This window comes from Amycolatopsis mediterranei, from assembly GCF_026017845.1.
Lineage (GTDB): Bacteria > Actinomycetota > Actinomycetes > Mycobacteriales > Pseudonocardiaceae > Amycolatopsis > Amycolatopsis mediterranei.
This window is the reverse complement of the sequence record NZ_CP100416.1, coordinates 7707589-7726610: the sequence shown is the minus strand read 5'-3', so window position 1 is coordinate 7726610 and position 19022 is coordinate 7707589. Positions and strand designations below refer to the sequence as shown.

At 71.1% G+C, this 19022-nt stretch carries 17 protein-coding genes; 11 read left to right on the top strand and 6 right to left on the bottom strand.

Annotated features, from left to right (window positions below; genetic code table 11):
* Positions 1 to 117: 117 nt before the first annotated feature.
* Positions 118 to 1962, bottom strand: coding sequence for a glycosyltransferase family 39 protein (locus tag ISP_RS34605; protein WP_013228518.1), 1845 nt, complete (start codon positions 1960 to 1962; stop codon positions 118 to 120).
* Positions 1963 to 2062: 100 nt separating this feature from the next.
* On the bottom strand, positions 2063 to 3595 hold the full coding sequence (locus tag ISP_RS34600) for a sensor histidine kinase (RefSeq protein ID WP_013228517.1): 1533 nt from the start codon (positions 3593 to 3595) through the stop codon (positions 2063 to 2065).
* Positions 3596 to 3783: 188 nt separating this feature from the next.
* Between ISP_RS34600 and ISP_RS34595 the strand changes: the two genes are divergently transcribed.
* On the top strand, positions 3784 to 4359 hold the full coding sequence (locus ISP_RS34595; RefSeq protein ID WP_013228516.1) for a hypothetical protein: 576 nt from the start codon (positions 3784 to 3786) through the stop codon (positions 4357 to 4359).
* Positions 4360 to 4380: 21 nt separating this feature from the next.
* Here ISP_RS34595 and ISP_RS34590 read toward each other — a convergent pair whose 3' ends face one another.
* Positions 4381 to 6489 (bottom strand): fatty acid desaturase, encoded by a 2109-nt coding sequence (locus ISP_RS34590; protein ID WP_014467514.1) that lies wholly within the window; start codon positions 6487 to 6489, stop codon positions 4381 to 4383.
* A gap of 138 nt (positions 6490 to 6627) precedes the next feature.
* Here ISP_RS34590 and ISP_RS34585 point away from each other — a divergent pair, with 138 nt between their 5' ends.
* From ISP_RS34585 to ISP_RS34555, 7 genes are all read left to right on the top strand, one after another.
* Positions 6628 to 7218: a TetR family transcriptional regulator gene (locus tag ISP_RS34585; RefSeq protein WP_013228514.1), complete on the top strand. Its 591-nt coding sequence runs from the start codon at positions 6628 to 6630 to the stop codon at positions 7216 to 7218.
* 129 nt (positions 7219 to 7347) lie between these two features.
* A complete protein-coding gene (gene tig, locus ISP_RS34580; protein ID WP_013228513.1) occupies positions 7348 to 8739 on the top strand; it encodes a trigger factor in 1392 nt (463 codons plus the stop codon).
* A 138-nt stretch (positions 8740 to 8877) separates the two neighbouring features.
* Positions 8878 to 9483: a ClpP family protease gene (locus ISP_RS34575; protein WP_013228512.1), complete on the top strand. Its 606-nt coding sequence runs from the start codon at positions 8878 to 8880 to the stop codon at positions 9481 to 9483.
* A gap of 25 nt (positions 9484 to 9508) precedes the next feature.
* Positions 9509 to 10162, top strand: a complete 654-nt coding sequence (locus tag ISP_RS34570) for an ATP-dependent Clp protease proteolytic subunit (RefSeq protein WP_013228511.1) — start codon at positions 9509 to 9511, stop codon at positions 10160 to 10162.
* A 233-nt stretch (positions 10163 to 10395) separates the two neighbouring features.
* A complete protein-coding gene (gene clpX, locus ISP_RS34565; RefSeq protein ID WP_004562779.1) occupies positions 10396 to 11691 on the top strand; it encodes an ATP-dependent Clp protease ATP-binding subunit ClpX in 1296 nt (431 codons plus the stop codon).
* A gap of 50 nt (positions 11692 to 11741) precedes the next feature.
* Positions 11742 to 12152 carry a hypothetical protein gene (locus tag ISP_RS34560; protein ID WP_013228510.1) on the top strand — a complete coding sequence of 137 codons (411 nt, stop codon included), beginning with the start codon at positions 11742 to 11744 and terminating at the stop codon, positions 12150 to 12152.
* A gap of 52 nt (positions 12153 to 12204) precedes the next feature.
* Positions 12205 to 13125, top strand: a complete 921-nt coding sequence (locus tag ISP_RS34555) for an anti-sigma factor RsbA family regulatory protein (RefSeq protein ID WP_013228509.1) — start codon at positions 12205 to 12207, stop codon at positions 13123 to 13125.
* A gap of 141 nt (positions 13126 to 13266) precedes the next feature.
* Here the strand turns inward: ISP_RS34555 and ISP_RS34550 are convergent, their stop codons facing one another.
* Together ISP_RS34550 and ISP_RS34545 are read right to left on the bottom strand one after the other, a co-directional pair.
* Positions 13267 to 14220 (bottom strand): alpha/beta hydrolase, encoded by a 954-nt coding sequence (locus tag ISP_RS34550; protein ID WP_013228508.1) that lies wholly within the window; start codon positions 14218 to 14220, stop codon positions 13267 to 13269.
* 77 nt (positions 14221 to 14297) lie between these two features.
* Complete coding sequence (locus ISP_RS34545; RefSeq protein ID WP_013228507.1) at positions 14298 to 15005, bottom strand: TetR/AcrR family transcriptional regulator; 708 nt, start codon at positions 15003 to 15005, stop codon at positions 14298 to 14300.
* Positions 15006 to 15076: 71 nt separating this feature from the next.
* Here ISP_RS34545 and ISP_RS34540 point away from each other — a divergent pair, with 71 nt between their 5' ends.
* Positions 15077 to 16516 carry a carotenoid oxygenase family protein gene (locus ISP_RS34540; RefSeq protein WP_013228506.1) on the top strand — a complete coding sequence of 480 codons (1440 nt, stop codon included), beginning with the start codon at positions 15077 to 15079 and terminating at the stop codon, positions 16514 to 16516.
* Here the strand turns inward: ISP_RS34540 and fdhD are convergent.
* A complete protein-coding gene (gene fdhD, locus ISP_RS34535; RefSeq protein ID WP_013228505.1) occupies positions 16513 to 17337 on the bottom strand; it encodes a formate dehydrogenase accessory sulfurtransferase FdhD in 825 nt (274 codons plus the stop codon). The two genes, ISP_RS34540 and fdhD, sit on opposite strands and share 4 nt — an antisense overlap.
* Positions 17338 to 17439: 102 nt before the next feature.
* Here fdhD and ISP_RS34530 point away from each other — a divergent pair, with 102 nt between their 5' ends.
* On the top strand, positions 17440 to 18789 hold the full coding sequence (locus ISP_RS34530; RefSeq protein WP_013228504.1) for an L-lactate MFS transporter: 1350 nt from the start codon (positions 17440 to 17442) through the stop codon (positions 18787 to 18789).
* Positions 18789 to 18914: an MFS transporter small subunit gene (locus ISP_RS34525; RefSeq protein WP_014467512.1), complete on the top strand. Its 126-nt coding sequence runs from the start codon at positions 18789 to 18791 to the stop codon at positions 18912 to 18914. Before ISP_RS34530 ends, ISP_RS34525 begins: the two co-directional genes overlap by 1 nt.
* The last annotated feature ends 108 nt before the right edge of the window (positions 18915 to 19022 follow it).

The following is a 19022-nucleotide window of genomic DNA, read 5'->3' as shown; positions in this document are numbered from 1 at the left end:
CGGGCCGGCCGCACGTGAGGTTCGGTCATCGGTACTCCTGTTCGGCCGAGCGCACATCCTTGCACGAAACGACTTCTGCTGCGAAGTTCTCGATTAACTCGGTCGGGTCACGTCTCGTCATTGGGTCAGGTCGTAGACCGTTACGCCGTCCACAGTGGATGCCTCGTAGCGCGAAGCCACCCACTCGGCGATCTGCTGGGCGGCGTCCGAGCCGCTGGTGCCCTGCATCGACATGCCTTCGCCCAGGAAGTAGTGAATCTGCCCGTTCGCCACGTACTGCTGGAACTGCGCCAGCGTCGGGTACGGGTCCGTTCCGTTGAAGCCGCCCACCGCCATCACCGGTGCGCCACTGGCCAGCTGGTAGCCCGCTGCGGCGTTCGACAGCACCGTCGCCGCCGTCCAGGTGTACTTCGCTGCGTCCTGCCGGAGCAACGCCGTGAGCGAAGCGCCGGGGAGTGTCGTCGAAAGCAGCGCACCGGGGCCGCCACCACGACCGCCGCCGAAGCCGCCGGGACCACCGAAGCCGCCGGGACCGCGGCCGCCGAAACCGGCCGACGGCCCGGCCGACGGGATCGCTCCGCTGTGCGTCGTGGCCGCCGTCGCCAGGGTGTACGCGCCCGTCCCGGACAACAGCATGACCAGGGCGAACGCCGCGACCGACGAAGCCGCCCAGCGGGTCAGGTGCGTGGCGAAGAACAGCGCCACCGCCGCCAGCAGGCCGCCCACCAGCACCGTCGGGGCCAGCCACGGCTGCCACGACGAGCCCAGCAGCAGGTACGCCGTCAGCGCCGTCACCGCGACGCCGCCGCTGAGCAGGCCCGAGGCCGCCGGGTGGGCGCGCAGCCGCCACAGCTGGACCGCCGCCGTCCCGACCAGCGCCGCCACCGCCGGGGCCAGCGCGACCGTGTAGTACGGGTGGATGATGCCGCCCATGTAGCTGAACACCAGCGCCGTCACCAGCAGCCAGCCGCCCCACAGCAGCAGGGCCGCCCGGGACGCGTCCGTGCGCGGGGCCCGGCGGGTGAACCACAGCCCGGCGCCCAGCGCCAGCAGCGCCGCCGGCAGCAGCCAGGCGATGCCGCCCGCCATCTCGCTGCCGAACAGCCGCGACAGGCCCGTCGAACCCCAGCCGCGGCCGGCGCCGCCGCCGACGCTGCCCACCTCGTCGCCGGTGATGCGGCCGAAGCCGTTGTAGCCGAAGATCAATTCCCACAGCGAGTTCGTCTGCGAGCCGCCGATGTACGGCCGGTCCGCGGCCGGCCAGAGGGCCACGACCACCAGGTACCAGCCGGCGGCGGCGACCGTCGCCCCGAGTGCGCCGAGCAGGTGCAGCAGCCGCTTGCCCAGCGACACCGGGGCGGCGACGAGGTAAGCGAGCGCGAAAGCGGGCAGCACGAGGAACGCCTGCAGCATCTTCGCCAGGAACCCGAAGCCGACCGCGACGCCGGCCAGCGCGAGCCAGCGCGGGCTCGCCGCTTCGCAGGCGCGCACGACGCAGTACGCGCCCGCCACCAGGAGCAGCACGAGCAGGGCGTCCGGGTTGTTGAACCGGAACATCAGCGCCGCGACGGGGGTCAGGGCCAGCACCAGGCCCGCGACGAGCCCGGCCGACGGCCCGGACGAGCGGCGGACGGTGGCGTACAGCAGCCAGACCGAGCCCACGCCCATCAGGGCCTGCGGCACCAGGATGCTCCACGCGTTCACGCCGAACAGCCGCGCCGACAGGCTCATCACCCACAGCGCGGCCGGGGTCTTGTCGACGGTGATCGCGTTGGCCGCGTCGCTGGAGCCGAAGAACAGCGCCTTCCAGCTCTGCGATCCCGCCTGCGCGGCCGCGGAGTAGAACGCGTTGGCCCAGCCGGAGGCGCCGAGGCCCCACAGGTAGAGCACGGCGGTGCCGAGCAGGAGAGCGGCCAGAGCGGGCCGGTGCCACGAACGGCGACCGGGAGCTGACGAGGTCACGACGGTTTCGCGGGACGCGAGAGCGGCTTCTTTCCGGGGGCTCCGGGTGGCGGAGCCCCCGGGTCGGGGCGAAGCCCCGGATGTCACAGCGGTCATGGGCTCAGCTTCCGGTGCCCAGCTGGGGCCGGGTTGTGCCGATGCTGTGCACTCGCTGTGCGGGCACGGCCACGGGCAGGCGCACCGCGAACTCCGTCCGCCCGGGCCGGCTGTGCACCTCGATCGTGCCGTGGTGGGCGACGACGACGGCGGCGGCGATCGCCATCCCGAGCCCGGTGCTGCCGGCGTGGCGGGAGCGCGACGAGTCGCCTCGGGCGAACCGCTCGAAGACGTCCGGGAGCAGGTCCGGCGCGATGCCGGGGCCGTCGTCGGTCACGGTGAGCACGGCGCTTCCGTCGGCCGAGCGGGCCAGCGCCGTCACCACCGCCGTGCCGGGCGGGGTGTGCGTGCGGGCGTTGGCCAGCAGGTTCGCCAGCACCTGGTGCAGGCGCTGGACGTCGCCGAGCACGAGGACCGGCTCCGGGGGCAGTTCCAGGCGCCACCGGTGCTCGCGCCCGGCGACCCGGGCGTCGCCGACGGCGTCGGCGACCAGGCGGGTGAGGTCGACCTCGCGCACGTCCAGGGGACGGCCCCCGTCGAGCCGCGCCAGCAGCAGCAGGTCCTCGACCAGGGCCGTCATCCGGACGGCTTCCGACTGGATCCGGCCCATCGAGTGCGCGACGTCCGGCGGCACCAGCGCGCTGCCGCGGGCGGCCAGCTCGGCGTACCCGCGGATCGCGGCCAGCGGCGTGCGCAGCTCGTGGCTGGCGTCCGCGACGAACTGCCGGACCCGGATTTCGCTGTCGTGCCGTGCTTCGAGGGCCTGGGCGACGTGGCCGAGCATCAGGTTCAGCGCCGAGCCGACCTGGCCGACCTCGGTCCGCGGGTCGGTGTCGCCCTCCGGGACGCGGATGGACAGCGCCACCTGGCCGCGGTCGAGCGGCAGCTCGGTGACGCGGGCGGCGGTGGCCGCGACGCGGTCGAGCGGGCGCAGCGTGCGGCGGACCGCGAACGCACCGAGCAGGGCCGCGCCGAGCACGCCCGCGGCGGCCACGCCGAACAGGATCAGCCCGACGGTGAGCAGGGTGTCGTCGACCGGCTTCATCGGCAGGCCGGTCACGACGACGTCGGACGTCCCGGCGACCGGCAGCGCCATCAGGCGGTACTCGCCGAGGTCGTCGAACGACAGGGTGTGCGGTTCGCCGTCGGCGGGCACCGAAAGCATGAGGGCCTGCTGGTCCGCGCTCAGCTCGAGCCGGCCGCCGTGCTCGGAAATGCTGTCGTCGTGGACGAGCCGCCGGCCCGAGAAGGTGGCGCTCACCGTGCCGACGTTCTGCCCGAGCGGGTGCTGGCCCAGGTTCGGCGGCGGCCCGCCGTCCGGCGGCCGGACGTTGCTCGCGAAGACCAGTGAGCGGTTCGCCGCGGCCGAAAGCTGCTGGTCGATCTGGCGGGTGAGGAACAGGTCGAGCGCGAACTCGCTGACCACCCCGACGATCAGGCACACCACGGTGAGCAGCACGACCACCGAGCCGGTCAGTTTCGCGCGCAGCGAAAGGCGTCCCCGGCGGGGACGGGACGGGATGGTTCGCGCGGCCATGCAGCCAGCGTCCGTCCGCGCCGTGTGTGCGGGTTGTGTGCTGCCTGTGAGGTGGCTGTGCGGTGACCGGCCCGTCGCGGATGTCCGGTTCCTCCGGTCACAGGAACAGCTGACGGCAAGCACAGTGCGCACACAGCGAGCGGCTCCACCGTGGATCGCACCGAAGGATCACGTTGAGGAGCACCATCATGACCACACCGCAAGCACCGTCCACTCCGGACCAGACGTGGGGCGCGACGCCCGCACCGGGTCAGGCCCCGAAACCGGCCTGGTCGCCGGGCAAGAAGATCGCGGCGGGCGCCGTCGCGGTGGCGATCGTGGCCGGCGGCGGAGCCGCGGTCTGGGCCGCTTCGTCGTCGTCGGCCACCGGCACCCAGGCCGGTCCGGGCGGCATGACGGGCGGTCCCGGCGGCCTGCGGGGCGGCGGCGGTCTGGGCACGGCGCTGCACGGGGAGTACGTGTCGTCCGACGGCAACGGCGGCTACGTCACGAAGATCATGCAGACGGGCGAGGTCACGGAGCTGAGTGCGACGTCCCTCACCGCGAAGAGCGACGACGGCTTCTCGAAGACGTACACGATCACCTCGGCGCAGGCGACCGGCCTGGCGACGGGCGACACGGTCACCGTGGTGGCCACGGAGTCCGGCAGCACGGCGACGGCGACATCGGTGACGGACGGCGAGTCGGGCGGCCAGGGCCAGGGCCAGGCACCGGGCGGCGGCCAGGGGACACCGCCCTCGGGCGCCCCGACCCGGACCGGCTGACCCCGGCCGCGGCTCCGGAGGTCAGCGGCGGTCGTAGTCGACCGCGACCTCCGGGGTCGTCGCGCGGGAGCGGCACGTCAGGATCCGGCTCGCCGCGACGTCGTCCTCGGTCAGCGCGTACCGGACGTCCATGTCGACCTGGCCGTGCAGCAGCGTCGCCCGGCACGTGCCGCACGCGCCGCCGGTGCACGAGTACGGCACCTCGTACCCGGCCCGCAACGCCGCGTCCAGGACCGTCTCCCCGGCTTCGGCCGTGACGCACGTCGTCGTGCCGCCCAGCGTCAGCGCCACCTCCGCCGGCGTGCCCGCCGGGTCGCGCAGGGGCGCCGCGCCGCGGAAGAGTTCGAAGTGGACGTTCTCCTCCGGGACGTCCGCGTCGGCCAGGGTGCGGCGGGCGAGCTCCATCAGGCCGCGCGGGCCGCACAGGAACCATTCGTCGACCTTCGCCGGGTGCAGCCGGTTCTGCAGCAGCGCGCGCAGCCGCGTCCCGTCGAGCCGCCCGCGCTGGTAGCGCACGTGGGAGATGGCGAGCGCCTCGCCGACCGCGTCGAAGTGCCGGGGCCGGTGCACGTGCAGGTCCGGATCGCGCTCGTCGGTGCGGTAGTGCACGACGTGCAGCCGGCCGCCGAACCCCTCGGCGAGCGCGCTCAGCTCCGCGGCGAACAACGTCGTCGCGCCCGAGGTGTTGACGTACAGCAGCGTCGCCCGGCTGTGCGGCTCCGCGGAGAGCGTGCTGACCAGGATGGACAGCACCGGCGTGATGCCGCTGCCCGCGGCCAGCGCGACGTAGTGCGCGGTCCGCGCCGGATCCGGGGTGAGCGTGAACGCGCCGGAGGGCGGCAGGACGTCGAGGAAGTCGCCCGCGGCCAGCGTGGTGGTCGCGAAGCCGGAGAACGCCCCGCCGGCCCGCCGCTTCACCGCGATCCGCAGCTCGCCCGAGTCCGCCGGCGCGCAGATCGAGTACGTCCGCCGCACGGAACGGCCGTCGACCGTCGCGCGGACGGCCACGTGCTGGCCCGGCGAGAACCGGAACTCCGGCGCCAGGTGCGGCGGGACGTCGAAGGTGATCGCGACGGCGTCCGCGGTCAGCGGCCGGACCTCGCGCACCCGCAGCCGGTGGAACCGGCTGGGGCCGAGCGGGGGCGGCTCGGGACCGGGCTCGAGGTCGCCGAGGTCGCCGGCCGTCCGCCGCCACGCGCGGTACTCCGCCGGCGTCAGTTCCCGGCCCCACGCCGTGATGATCGGGACGTCGCGGGCGAGGTAGGCGTCCCGGTTGTCCCGCCACGCCCGCAGGTAGCGGTAGAACGGCACGGCGGGGTGGAGGTGGTGCACCAGGTGGTAGTTCTGGAACAGCATCATCGGCGTCATCAGCCACTCCAGCCCCACCCGCACCCGCGTGGTGCCGAACTTGTCGCGCGGCTTCGCGGCGGGCAGGCCGTGGTGCGGCAGCCAGTCGAACCACCACGCGAGCATCGCCAGCCCGATCCGCTGCGGCAGCAGGTACCCCAGCAGCAGTTCCCGGCCGTGCCCGCCGGCGATCAGCGTCGCGGCCGCGACGAACGCCAGCGACAGCAGCACGACCGTCTCCGCGCGCTCCGCCGCCGGGCGGCTGTGCACGCGGGCGGTGTAGAAGCGCGCGTACCAGAAGTCGATGGTGAGCCAGCGGAACGGCAGCGACCACCAGGCTCCCTGCGACGTCCACGCGTCGGGATCCGTGTGCGAGTCCGCGTTCGTGTTGCGGTGGTGTTCACTGTGGATGAACCGGAGCAGCGGGAACGACGCGTACGCCGCGACGAACGGCATCGCCAGCCGGCCGAGCAGTTCGTTGATCCATGTCAGCTTCCCTGCGGCGTGGTGGGCGGATTCGTGCACCACGGTGAACATCGTGAAGGTGACGATCGCGTGCAGCGGCACGGTGTACACCGGCGGCGCAATCCCGGCCAGCAGCAGCCAGGTCGCCGTGGCCCACAGCGCGGCACCGCCGGCGAACAGCAGCAGCGTCGGCACCGAGAGGCGGGGCAACGGGATGCGGGGCGAGGGCACCGAGCGCGGGGCCGGCGCACCGGCCACCGGCGACGGGGAGGATCCGGACGTCCGGGAGCCGCGCGGCGGGGTATCGACGACGGGCATCGAGCGGTCTCCTCGGTCGAGAAGCTCCTGGCGAGGCGGGAGTCACCGTAGACAACCCGCCGGGGTTTGTAAACGTTGCGCCACGCTTCGAAAAAAGGTCCCGGCCAGCCGAACGCAAGCGGCAGGTAAGCTGGCTGTGTGAAGGCCGTCACCCATCCCGCCCCGGCACGCACCCGGGACCGGCTGCTGGACGCGGCGGCCGGCCTCATCACCGGCGAGGGCTGGCCCGCGGTGACGATGGGCAAACTGGCCGCGCAGGTCGGCGTCAGCAGGCAGACCGTCTACAACGAACTCGGCTCCAAGGCCGAACTGGCCGAAGCGTTGGTGTTGCGCGAAACCGAGCGCTTCGCCGAGCGCGTGGGCGAAGTCGCCGCCGCCCACCCGGGGCAGCCCGTCGACGGCGTCACCGCCGCGTTCCGGCAGACCCTCGAAGCCGCCAGGGTCAACCCGCTGCTGCTGATCGCGCTCGGCTGCCCGAAGGGCGGCCAGGACGACTTCCTCCCGCTGCTGACCACCCGGCCCGAGGGCGTGCTCGAGCGCTCGGTCGACACCGTGGCGACCCTGTTCGCCCGGTGCTACCCGGAGGCCGGGCTCACCCTTTCGGAGTGGACGGTCGCGGTCGAGGCCATCGTCCGGCTGCTGCTCTCCCACCTCGTGCAGCCGAGCGGGTCGGCGGCGCACGCGGTCGGCCAGATGCGCTGGGTGATCGGCCGGATGCTGGGCGCCTGACCGCGCAGGTGGCCCCCGGCCCGGTGGCGGAGGCCACTGGCCTAGACTCGGACGTCCCGGCCTGCAGGTGAGGCGGGGCCATTTCCGCAGGATTGTCCACCACAATCGTTACCGCTCGAGGAGAAGACCTTGAAGAGCACCGTCGAGCAGCTGAGCCCGACGCGAGTCAAGATCAATGTCGAGGTGCCGTTCGACGAGTTGAAGCCCAACTTCGATCGCGCCTACCGCAAGATCGCCCAGCAGGTGCGCATCCCGGGCTTCCGGCCCGGCAAGGCGCCCGCTCGCGTCCTGGAAAGCCGGATCGGGCGCGGCCCGGTGCTCGACGAGGTCGTCAACGAGGCCATCCCGGCCAAGTACATCGAGGCCGTCCGCGCCAACGAGGTCCGCACGCTCGGCAACCCCGAGTTCGACGTGACCAAGCTCGAGGACCGCGACGTGCTCGAGTTCACCGCCGAGGTCGACGTGCGCCCGGAGATCGAGCTGCCCGACCTCGACGGCTTCGCGATCACCGTCGACGACGTCGAGCTGACCGACGCCGAGGTCGAGGAGCAGCTCGACGAGCTGCGCGCCCGCTTCGGCACGCTGACCGGCGTCGAGCGCCCGGCCGAGACCGGTGACTTCGTCTCGATCGACCTGGCCGCGGCCGTCGACGGCGAGGCCGTCGAGGAGGCGAGCACCAGCGGGCTGTCCTACGAGATCGGCTCCGGCCAGCTCGTCGACGGCATCGACGAGGCGATCGTCGGCGCGAGCGCCGGCGAGACCAAGACGTTCACCACCCAGCTCGTCGCCGGTGAGCACGCCGGCAAGGACGCCGAGGTGACCGTGACCGTCCAGTCGGTCAAGACGCGCGAGCTGCCCGAGGCCGACGACGAGTTCGCCCAGATGGCCAGCGAGTTCGACACGATCGAAGAGCTCAAGAACGACCTGCGCGAGCGGCTCGGCCGCGTCAAGAAGATGCAGCAGGGCGTCCAGGCCCGCGACAAGGTGCTCGACGAGCTCCTGGAGCGCACCGAGGTGCCGATCCCGGAGAAGGTGCTCGACGCCGAGATCGAGAACCGCAAGCACGACGCGATCCACCCGTTCGACCACGACGAGGCCCAGTTCGCGCAGGCCCTCGAGGCCGAGGGCCGCACGCTCGAGGAGTTCGACGCGGAGACCCGCACCGAGTCGGAGAAGGCCGTCCGCACGCAGCTGCTGCTGGACACCATCGCCGACAAGGAAGAGGTTTCGGTCAACGACGGCGAGCTCACCGAGCGGATCATCTACCAGGCCCAGCGCTTCGGGATCAGCCCGGACGAGTACGTCCAGCGCGCCCAGCAGTCGGGTCAGCTGACCGCGATCTACGCCGACGTGCGCCGCGGCAAGGCGCTCGCCTCGGTCGTCCGCAAGGCGACCGTGACCGACGGTTCCGGCGCCGAGGTCGACCTTTCGGAGCTGTTCGGCAGCGACGAGCCGGCCGTCGACGCGGCAACCGAAGAGACGCAGGTCACCGACGAAACGGCGAAGACTCCGGCGGAGTGAAGCTGTGAGCGAACTTGGGCGGTGTCAGGCATTCTGCACCGCCCAAGTTCGTTAGGGTCGGATACGAGATCGCAAGCATCTGAAACGACAGCGGCGGCCGTCAGTTCCGGGCCGCCGCCGGCGAAAAGGCAGGCAGACGTGACGCAGCACACGCCCGAGGCGCGGACCGGTACCGCAGGGCTCACCCTCACCGACTCGGTGTTCGAGCGGTTGCTCCAGGAGCGCATCGTCGTCCTCGGTTCGGAGGTCAACGACGAGATCGCCAACCGGATCACCGCGCAGCTGTTGCTGCTCGACGCCGACGACGCCGAATCCGACATCCGCTTCTACATCAACTCGCCGGGTGGTTCGGTCACCGCCGGGTTCGCGATCTACGACACCATGCAGCTGATCCGCCCGGACGTCGCGACCTACGCGATGGGCATGGCGGCCTCGATGGGGCAGTTCCTGCTCTCCTCGGGCACGCCCGGCAAGCGCTACGCGCTCCCGCACGCCCGCATCCTGATGCACCAGCCGTCGGCCGGTGTCGGCGGCACGGCGTCGGACATCGCGATCCAGGCGGACCTGTTCAACAAGTGGAAGCGCGAGCTGGCGCAGATCACCGCGGACCAGACCGGCCAGACGGTCGAGCAGATCATCAAGGACGGCGACCGCGACCGCTGGTTCACCGCGCAGGAGGCGAAGGACTACGGCTTCGTGGACCACGTCCTCACCGCCGACATCGCCCGGCCGGGCTCTCGCTGAGCCCGCAGCACCAAGGAGACTTTCGATGAGCAACTTCAGGCTCCCGGGTGACTTCCGGGCCCCGAACATCCCCCAGTCGCGGTACATCCTGCCGTCCTACGTCGAGCGCACCAGCTACGGCGTCAAGGAGTCGAACCCGTACAACAAGCTGTACGAAGAGCGGGTCATCTTCCTCGGCGTGCAGGTGGACGACGCGTCGGCCAACGACGTGATGGCCCAGCTGCTGCACCTCGAGCACGAGGACCCGGACCGCGACATCCTGATCTACATCAACTCGCCGGGTGGCTCGTTCACCTCGCTGATGGCGATCTACGACACGATGCAGTTCGTCCGCCCGGACATCCAGACGTACTGCCTCGGCCAGGCCGCCTCGGCCGCCGCGGTGCTGCTGTCGGCCGGCACGCCGGGCAAGCGCTACGCGCTGCCGAACTCGCGCGTGCTGATCCACCAGCCGGCCACCGAGGGCACCTACGGGCAGGTCTCCGACCTGGAGATCCAGGCGAACGAGATCCAGCGGGTGCGGCGCCAGATGGAGGTCATCCTGGCCCACCACACCGGCAAGGACGCGGACCAGATCCGCAAGGACATCGAGCGCGACAAGATCCTGACCGCCGAAGAGGCCAAGTCGTACGGCATCATCGACGAGGTGCTGCCGTACCGTAAGGCGTCGGCTCTTTAGGCAGATCCGCCAGGCCGGTGTGTGTCGAGAAGACGACACACACCGGCATCCTGGTTTAGGGTCGTCCTCTGACGTGCTCCCGGAGTTCGTGGGTGTTCCCGCTCGCGGCATCGGACGGGTACCGTCAGTGGCAATGCGTGAGGCTCCGCTCGGTCACCCTCGACCGGGGGTCGCACCGTCGCAACACACGTCAGGCGCGGAAACCCGCGCCGGAGGGGACGAGGTCAACGGCCATGGCACGGATCGGTGACGGCGGAGACCTGCTCAAGTGTTCTTTCTGCGGGAAGAGCCAGAAGCAGGTGAAGAAGCTCATTGCCGGCCCCGGGGTCTACATCTGCGATGAGTGCATCGACCTCTGCAATGAGATCATCGAGGAGGAGCTGGCCGAGGCCGGCGACGTCAAGCTCGACGAGCTGCCCAAGCCCGCCGACATCCACGAGTTCCTCGAGCAGTACATCATCGGCCAGGAAGACGCCAAGCGGACGCTGGCGGTGGCGGTCTACAACCACTACAAGCGGATCCAGGCGGACGACAAGGCCGGCCCGAAGGACTCCAAGGAGGAGTCGGTCGAGCTCGCGAAGTCGAACATCCTGATGCTCGGTCCCACCGGGTGCGGCAAGACCTACCTGGCGCAGACGCTCGCGAAGCTCCTGAACGTGCCGTTCGCCATCGCGGACGCCACGGCGCTGACCGAAGCGGGTTACGTCGGCGAGGACGTCGAAAACATCCTGCTCAAGCTCATCCAGGCGGCGGATTACGACGTCAAGCGGGCCGAGACCGGGATCATCTACATCGACGAGGTCGACAAGATCGCCCGCAAGAGCGAGAACCCCTCGATCACCCGGGACGTCTCCGGCGAAGGCGTCCAGCAGGCGCTGCTGAAGATCCTCGAGGGCACCACCGCCTCGGTCCCGCCGCAGGGCGGCCGCAAGCACCCGCACCAGGAGTTCATCCAGATCGACACGACGAACGTGCTGTTCATCGTGGCCGGCGCGTTCGCCGGGCTGGAGAAGATCATCAACGAGCGGGTCGGGAAGCGTGGCCTCGGCTTCGGCGCGGAGATCCGCACCAAGTCCGAGATCGAGGAGAGCGACGTCTTCTCGGACACCATGCCCGAGGACCTGATCAAGTTCGGGCTGATCCCGGAGTTCATCGGCCGTCTCCCGGTCGTGGCGACGGTCAACCACCTGGACAAGGACTCGCTGGTCAACATCCTCACCCAGCCCCGCAACGCCCTGGTGAAGCAGTACAAGAAGCTCTTCGAGATGGACAACGTCGAGCTCGAGTTCACCAAGACCGCGCTCGAGGCCATCGCCGACCAGGCGGTCCTGCGCGGGACCGGTGCCCGCGGGCTGCGTGCGATCATGGAAGAAGTGCTCCAGCCGGTGATGTACGACATCCCGAGCCGCGACGACGTGGCGAAGGTCGTCATCACCGAGCAGACCGTCCGGGAAAACGTGAACCCGACGATCGTCGCCCGGCAGCCGACGCGGCGCGCGCGCAGCGAGCGCGGCGAGAAGTCGGCGTGACGCCGGCCGTCTCCGGGCCGCCCGGCCCGGAGACCCGACAGGAAAGCTGAATGACTGCTGACTCCTTCCCGGGTTCCGGGGCCGCGCCCGGTGGCGTGCAAGCGCCGCCGCCGCCGGCCCCGGAACCCGCCGGGACCACCACCCCGGCCGGGCCGGTCCTGGGGTTCCGTGAGCTGAGCGAGCGCGTGATCGCGTCCGTTGCCGAGCGGTGCCCGTGGCTGCACCGGGTGCTGATGGGCATGCTGGCCGTGTTCACCGGTACGTGTGTCGTCGCCGTCGTGTCCCGGCTGTCGCCGTTGCCGCTGCTCCCCGTGCCGTTGTTCGTCGTCGCGGCGTACGGGCTTCGGCAGGCCCGCGGCGTGACCGAGCGGCGTCAGCTGTTCAACTGGGTCCTGCTGTTCGCGCTGGCGACCATCGTCGGCTTCTGGCTCATCGCCGTCGTCGGCCGTTGGGTGGAGTGAAGTTCCGACGTCGTAGGGTTTGAAGCCGACGCCGGTTGGGTATGAAAATCCTGTGGTAGATGCCCTCAGACCGTTCCGGCATCCGGCACTCTTCTATCGTGGTGACAGCGAGTACCTGGACGGTGTCATCCCGTTCCTCCTCGAAGGTCTCGACCGGGGTGAACCTGCGGCCGTCGCCGTTCCCGGCCGCAACCTGCTGCTGATCGAGAAGGCCCTGGAAGACCGGGCCGGCGACGTCCGCCTGATCGACATGCAGCGGGCGGGCCGCAACCCCGGCGCCATCCTGCCGTCGGTGCTGCACGCCTTCGCCGGCGGGCACGACGGCCCGGTGCGCATCGTCGGCGAGCCGATCTGGGCCGGCCGCACGGACTCGGAGTACCCGGCGTGCGTGGTGCACGAAGCCCTCATCAACAACGCCTTCGCGGGGCGTGACCTGGCGGTGCTCTGCCCGTACGACGTCGGGGAACTGCCGCCGCCGGTCCTGGCCGACGCCGAGCGGACCCACCCGGAGCTGTGGGGCCTGGCCGGGCCGTTCACCAGCCCGCGCTTCGACCCCGACGGCGTCCGGGCGGACTTCACCCGGCCGCTCGAGCCGCCACCGGGCGCGGTCGAGCGCGGGTTCGACATCGGGCAGCTGGCGTCGCTGCGCGGCTTCGCGGAGATCTGGGCGGCCCGGCACGGCCTGCGCCGCCCCCGCCGCGACGACTTCGCGCTGGCGATCGCCGAGCTGACCACGAACAGCGTCCTCTACGGCGGCGGCACCGGCGTGCTGCGGTTGTGGGCGGAGGCGTCGCACGTGGTCGGCGAGGTCAGCGACGACGGCACGATCGCCGAGCCACTGGCCGGCCGCATCCCGCCGGCGGCGACCACCCTCGGCGGCCGCGGACTCCTGCTGGTCAACCGCCTGGCCGACCTGGTCCGCACGTACTGGGTCCCGGGCCGCACCACGACCCGCATCCACTTCACCCGCTGACCCCGTACCCGCACGGACGACACGCGTACCTGCACGGACGACACGCGTACCTGCACGGACGACACGATGCGGGCCTGTCCTGCCGTCGTGTCGTCCGTTGCGGTACGCGTGTCGTCCGGCTGGGTACGCGTGTCGTCCGGGTCAGTCCGCGCGGGGGACGTGCTTGCCGAGGAAGCTGATCAGGCTGGGGACCACCGTGCGGTTGAACGGGTCGCCGTGCTTGCCGTGGGCGGTGTGCGCGACCGCCGGGTGGGCCGCGTCGATGTAGCGGCGGACGCCGGTGATGAACGAGTCCTCCGTGCCGCACCAGATGCCGTTGGCCACGCTCTTGGTCTCGTCGATGTGCCGCAGCGGGTCCAGGGACGTCCAGTCCTGGATGCCGGTGAAGATGTGCCGCTTGGCCATCTCCGGCCACGACGTGATCAGCGCCGGGGCCAGTGTCGCGACGGCGGCGGGCGGCTGGCGCCGCTCGACCCGGCGGCGCGTGTACAGCAGCGCGCCGAAGCCGCCCATCGACATGCCCGTGCAAGCGAACGGCAGACCCGCCGGCCCGGCGAAGCCGCGGGCCCGCAGCCACTGCGGGACCTCCTCCAGCAGCATGGCCATCGGGTCGTCGCCAGGGTGCACCTGGTGCCAGTAGTTGTCGCCGCCGTCGACGGCCACGAAGCCGAACGCCGGGACCGCCTTGCGGGCGACGTCGCTGGCGAGTTGCTTGAGCGTGCCGGTGGGCACGGCGCTGCGGGCGTTGCCGTGCAGGCCGTGCAGCGCGAGCGAGATCGGCAGCCCCTTCGGCGGGGTCTTCGACGGCAGGATGAACACCAGGTCGACCATCCGGCCGCGCGCGGCGGAGTAGACGCGCTCGACGCGCGTGCTGCCCAGCTGGGTGGTCGGGTTCGACGACGTCACGCCGACCGTCCGCTGCAGGGCCTGGCTGAAGGGCAGCTTGCCGGTCGCGGTGCCGACGGCCAGCCCGGTCACGGCCAGCCCGGACGCGCCCGCGATCAGCACCGACCGGCGGCTGAGCCACCGCCGGGCGCCCTGGACCGCCTCGACGACCGCTCCGGCCGGTTCCGCGTCCCCGTTTTGCTCGTTCACCCTGTCTCCATCCCCCTGCCCCTCATCAAGGACGCCGCGCACCCGCTCCGCGTTCCCTCGCGTCCCCATCCACCGGGTTATTCGTTCTGACCCTGCCCGGCGTTTCCGGTCCTCGCGCGCCAAGCCGCCCGCGCGGCCTCGGCCGAGCGCCCGGCCTCCTCCACAGTGTCCCCGAGCCCCACCGCCATGGTGATCCCGAGGGGGATCAAAATGTGGTCTATGCCCTGTTCACCGGGGCCGAAGTGCCCCGACGCCTCCAGTGTGACGAATCCGTGCAGCGCACTCCAGAGCTGGGCGGCCGCCTGGTACTCGTCCGCGGGCCGGAACCGGCCGGCCGCGATGGCCCGTTCGGTCGCCCGGACGATGTGGGCGAACGCTTCCAGCCCCTCCTCGGCGGCTTCGCGGCCTTCCGCGGTGGTGAGGTCGGACAGCGTCGCCCGCTTGCCGCCGGGAGCGGACTGGCCGAACGTCACCGCGAACAGCTGCGGCTGCTCGGCGACCGCCTGCCGGTAGGTGCGGGCCAGGCTGAAGATGTCGGCCACCGGGTCGTCGGTCTCCCCGACCTCGGCCAGCCACTCCGACAGGCGCAGGAAGCCGGCCCGCGCGACCTCGTCGACCAGCGCGGCCATGCCGCCGAAGTGCGTGTAGACCGCCATCGTCGAGGCGCCGACCTCCGCGGCCAGCTTGCGGGCCTGCAGGGCTTCGGGGCCGTTCTCGTCGAGCAAGCGGATGGCGGCCTCCACGAGCCGGGCCTTGACGTCGGTCGCACGCGGTTTGGGGCTCATGCTTGCCAGTATCCCATAACTCTGTTATACCTGCATGTATAACCAAGTTATGGAAGCCCTGGAGGGGTCAGATGGGCAACAAGTTCCTCGAAGGCAACTTCGCTCCGGTCAGCCGGGAGCACACGATCACCGGGCTCGACGTCACCGGGCGGATCCCGGAGTTCCTCGACGGCCGGTACCTGCGCAACGGCCCGAACCCGCTCTCCGAGGTGGATCCGGCGGCCTACCACTGGTTCATGGGCGACGGCATGGTCCACGGCGTGCGCCTGCGCGACGGGAAGGCCGAGTGGTACCGCAACCGGTGGATCCGCAACCCCGCCGTCGCGGCGGCGCTGAACGGCGAAGACGCGAGCCGGTTCTGCGGGCTGGACGCGCTCGGCGCCAACACCAACGTCATCGGCCACGCGGGCAAGACCCTCGCCCTGGTCGAGGCGGGCGCGCCGATCTACGAGCTGACCGACGAGCTGGACACCGTCGGCCGCTGCGACTTCGACGGCACGCTCCCCGGCGGCTACACCGCCCACCCCAAGCGCGACCCGCGCACCGGCGAGCTGCACGCCGTCTCGTACTTCTTCGGCATGGGGAACAAGGTCCAGTACTCGGTGATCGACGCGGCCGGCCGCGTCCGCCGCACGGTCGACGTCGAGGTCACCGGGTCGCCGATGATGCACGACTTCTCGCTGACCGAGAACCACGTCGTCTTCTACGACCTGCCGGTGACGTTCAACGCCGAGATGGCGGTCGCCGCCAGCGTGCCCGCCGCGCTGCGCACGCCGGCGAAGCTGGTGGTGTCGGCCATGGTCGGCAAGGTCCGCGTGCCGGACCCGGTGACCGCGATGATGGCCGGCAAGATCGGAGCGAACGGCGGCCTGCCCTACCGCTGGAACCCGAAGTACCCGGCGCGGATCGGCATCATGCCGCGCGAGGGCGGCACCGGTGACGTCCGGTGGTTCGACGTCGAGCCGTGCTACGTCTTCCACCCGCTCAACGCCTACGACGACGGCGACAGCGTCGTGCTCGACGTCGTCCGCCACCCGAAGATGTTCGACCGCGAGCTGCACGGCCCGGACGAAGGCGGCCCGACCCTGGACCGCTGGACGGTCGACCTGGCCGCGGGCAAGGTGCTCGAGGAGCGCCTCGACGACCGCGGCCAGGAGTTCCCGCGCGTCGACGAGCGCCTGGTCGGCCGCCGCCACCGCTACGGCTACGCGATGTCGGCCGACGGCGGCGCGGACCCCGGCGGCTCGCTGTACAAGCACGACTTCCACACCGGCGCGCGGCACGAGCGCGCGTTCGGCGCGGGCCGCCAGCCGGGCGAGTTCGTGTTCGTCCCCCGCCACGACGACGCGGCGGAGGACGACGGCGTCCTGATGGGCTTCGTGTTCGACCCGGCGACGCAGCGCAGCGACCTGACGATCTTGGACGCCGGCACGCTGGAGACGGTGGCCGCGATCCACCTGCCGGACCGCGTGCCCAACGGCTTCCACGGCAACTGGGTCGCCTCGGTCTAGGTCAGGATGCGGTGGTCACCGGTGTAGAGGTTCATCGAGTCGCCGCGGAGGAAGCCGACCAGGGTCATGCCGTTCTCCTCGGCCAGCTCCACCGCCAGTGACGACGGTGCCGAGACCGCGGCCAGCAGCCCGATGCCCGCCATCGCGGCCTTCTGGACCAGCTCGAACGACGCGCGTCCGGACACCAGCAGGCCGTGGCCGGGCGCCGGGATCCGGCCTTCGAGGACCGCCCAGCCGAGCACCTTGTCCACCGCGTTGTGCCGGCCGACGTCCTCCCGGACGACGTCGATCTCGCCGTCCGGGGTGAACAGGGCCGCCGCGTGGAGGCCGCCGGTGCTGGCGAACACCTTCTGCCGGGCGCGCAGCGCGTCCGGCAGCGCGGACAACGTCTCGCTCTTCACCGTGAACGGCGCCTCGGCGGGGGCGAAGCGGGTGCGGAGCTTGACCGCGTCGAGCGCGGCCTTGCCGCAGACGCCGCACGACGACGTCGTGTAGAAGTTGCGCTCGACGCCGGTGTCCGGCGGCGGGACGCCGTCGGCCAGCGCGATGTCCAGCACGTTGTAGGTGTTGCGGCCCTGGTCGTCGACGCCGTCGCAGTAGCGGGCGGCGGCGATGTCCTCGCGGCCCCCGATCACGCCTTCGGACAGCAGGAAGCCGTGGGCCAGTTCGACGTCGTGGCCGGGTGTGCGCATGGTGACCGCCAGCGCCCGCCCGCCGACCCGCAGCTCCAGGGGCTCTTCGGCCGCCAGCGCGTCGGGGCGGCGCCGGTCCCCGGTCGCGGAGATCCGCCGTACCGGCCTGCGCACGGTCACCCTGCCCATCAGCACACCTTTCGCTGCCCGAAAGTTCGACACTCGTATGGTGCAACACCGGGTATTTAGTAATACATTCCCACCATCATCCCCAGAATACGGAGGGAACCGATGGCTCTCGGCTTCCTGGACCGATCCCGGATCGTGGCACCCCCAAGCTGGACGCGCTGGCTGGTGCCGCCGGCGGCCCTGTCGGTCCACCTGTCGATCGGGCAGGCCTACGCGTGGAGCGTCTTCAAGACCCCGCTCGAGAAGACGCTGCACCTCAACGGCACGCAGAGCTCGCTGCCGTTCCAGCTCGGCATCGTCATGCTGGGGCTCTCCGCGGCGTTCGGCGGCACGCTCGTCGAGAAGAACGGCCCGCGCTGGGCGATGTTCGTGTCGATGTGCTGCTTCGCCAGCGGATTCCTCGTCTCCGCCCTCGGCGTGGCGACCGGGCAGTTCTGGCTGGTCGTCCTCGGCTACGGCGGCATCGGCGGCATCGGGCTCGGCATCGGCTACATCTCCCCGGTCTCGACGCTGATCAAGTGGTTCCCGGACCGGCCGGGCATGGCCACCGGCATCGCGATCATGGGCTTCGGCGGCGGCGCGCTGATCGCCTCGCCGTGGTCTTCGTCGATGCTGGGCACCGCGCCGACGACGAGCACCATCGCGACGGCGTTCCTGATCCACGGCCTCGTCTACGCGGTGTTCATGTCGATGGGCTGGCTGCTCGTGCGGGTGCCGGCCGACGACTGGAAGCCGGCCGGCTGGCAGCCGAAGACCGACCACGGCAAGGCGATGATCAGCACGGCGAACGTCTCGGCCGCCAACGCGATCAAGACGCCGCAGTTCTGGTGCCTGTGGGTCGTCCTGTGCTTCAACGTCACGGCGGGCATCGGCATCCTGGAGAAGGCGTCGCCGATGATCCAGGACTTCTTCAAGGGCACGTCGACGCCGGTGGGCGTGGCCGCGGCGGCGGGGTTCGTCGCGCTGCTGTCGCTGTGCAACATGCTCGGCCGGTTCGTCTGGTCGTCCACTTCGGACCTGGTGGGGCGCAAGAACATCTACCGCACCTACCTCGGCGTTGGCGCGGTGCTGTACCTGGTGATCGCGCTGACGCAGAACTCCTCGAAGCTCGTGTTCATCCTGTGCGCGATGGTGATCCTGTCGTTCTACGGCGGCGGGTTCGCGACCGTCCCGGCGTACCTGAAGGACCTCTTCGGCACCTACCAGGTGGGCGCGATCCACGGCCGGCTGCTCACGGCGTGGTCGGTGGCGGGCGTGCTCGGCCCGCTGATCGTCAACCGCATCGCCGACAGCGAGAAGGCGGCGGGCAAGTCCGGCCCGGACCTGTACACGACGTCGTTCTACATCATGATCGGCCTGCTCGTGGTCGGCTTCGTGGCCAACGAGCTGGTGCGCCCGGTCAAGGAGAAGTACCACGAGCCGGTCCGCGAGGCCGTGAGGAGCGAAGCGTGATGAGCGAACCGTCGACGAAGCCCAACCGGGTGCCGCTGATCGTGCTGGCGTGGGCGTGGGTGGTGCTTCCCTTCGGGTACGGGGTGTACCAGCTCTTCCTGAAGCTGGTCCAGCTGTTCGGCTGATGCGGCGACCGGATGGCCATCCACTTTGGACACCGAGTCGTTAACGCCGAGGAGGTCGCCGCGGCCGTCGTTCACCTCGCCTCGGCCGAGGCGAGGTGGACCTCCGGG

Coding starts and splice junctions, on each gene's coding strand:
- ISP_RS34540 (WP_013228506.1), top strand. CDS start 15,077: ATGGGCAACAAGTTCCTCGAAGGCAACTTCGCTCCGGTCAGCCGGGAG.
- ISP_RS34600 (WP_013228517.1), bottom strand. CDS start 3,595: ATGGCCGCGCGAACCATCCCGTCCCGTCCCCGCCGGGGACGCCTTTCG.
- ISP_RS34590 (WP_014467514.1), bottom strand. CDS start 6,489: ATGCCCGTCGTCGATACCCCGCCGCGCGGCTCCCGGACGTCCGGATCC.
- clpX (WP_004562779.1), top strand. CDS start 10,396: ATGGCACGGATCGGTGACGGCGGAGACCTGCTCAAGTGTTCTTTCTGC.
- ISP_RS34595 (WP_013228516.1), top strand. CDS start 3,784: ATGACCACACCGCAAGCACCGTCCACTCCGGACCAGACGTGGGGCGCG.
- ISP_RS34525 (WP_014467512.1), top strand. CDS start 18,789: ATGAGCGAACCGTCGACGAAGCCCAACCGGGTGCCGCTGATCGTGCTG.
- fdhD (WP_013228505.1), bottom strand. CDS start 17,337: ATGGGCAGGGTGACCGTGCGCAGGCCGGTACGGCGGATCTCCGCGACC.
- ISP_RS34545 (WP_013228507.1), bottom strand. CDS start 15,005: ATGAGCCCCAAACCGCGTGCGACCGACGTCAAGGCCCGGCTCGTGGAG.
- ISP_RS34570 (WP_013228511.1), top strand. CDS start 9,509: ATGAGCAACTTCAGGCTCCCGGGTGACTTCCGGGCCCCGAACATCCCC.
- ISP_RS34530 (WP_013228504.1), top strand. CDS start 17,440: ATGGCTCTCGGCTTCCTGGACCGATCCCGGATCGTGGCACCCCCAAGC.
- ISP_RS34560 (WP_013228510.1), top strand. CDS start 11,742: ATGACTGCTGACTCCTTCCCGGGTTCCGGGGCCGCGCCCGGTGGCGTG.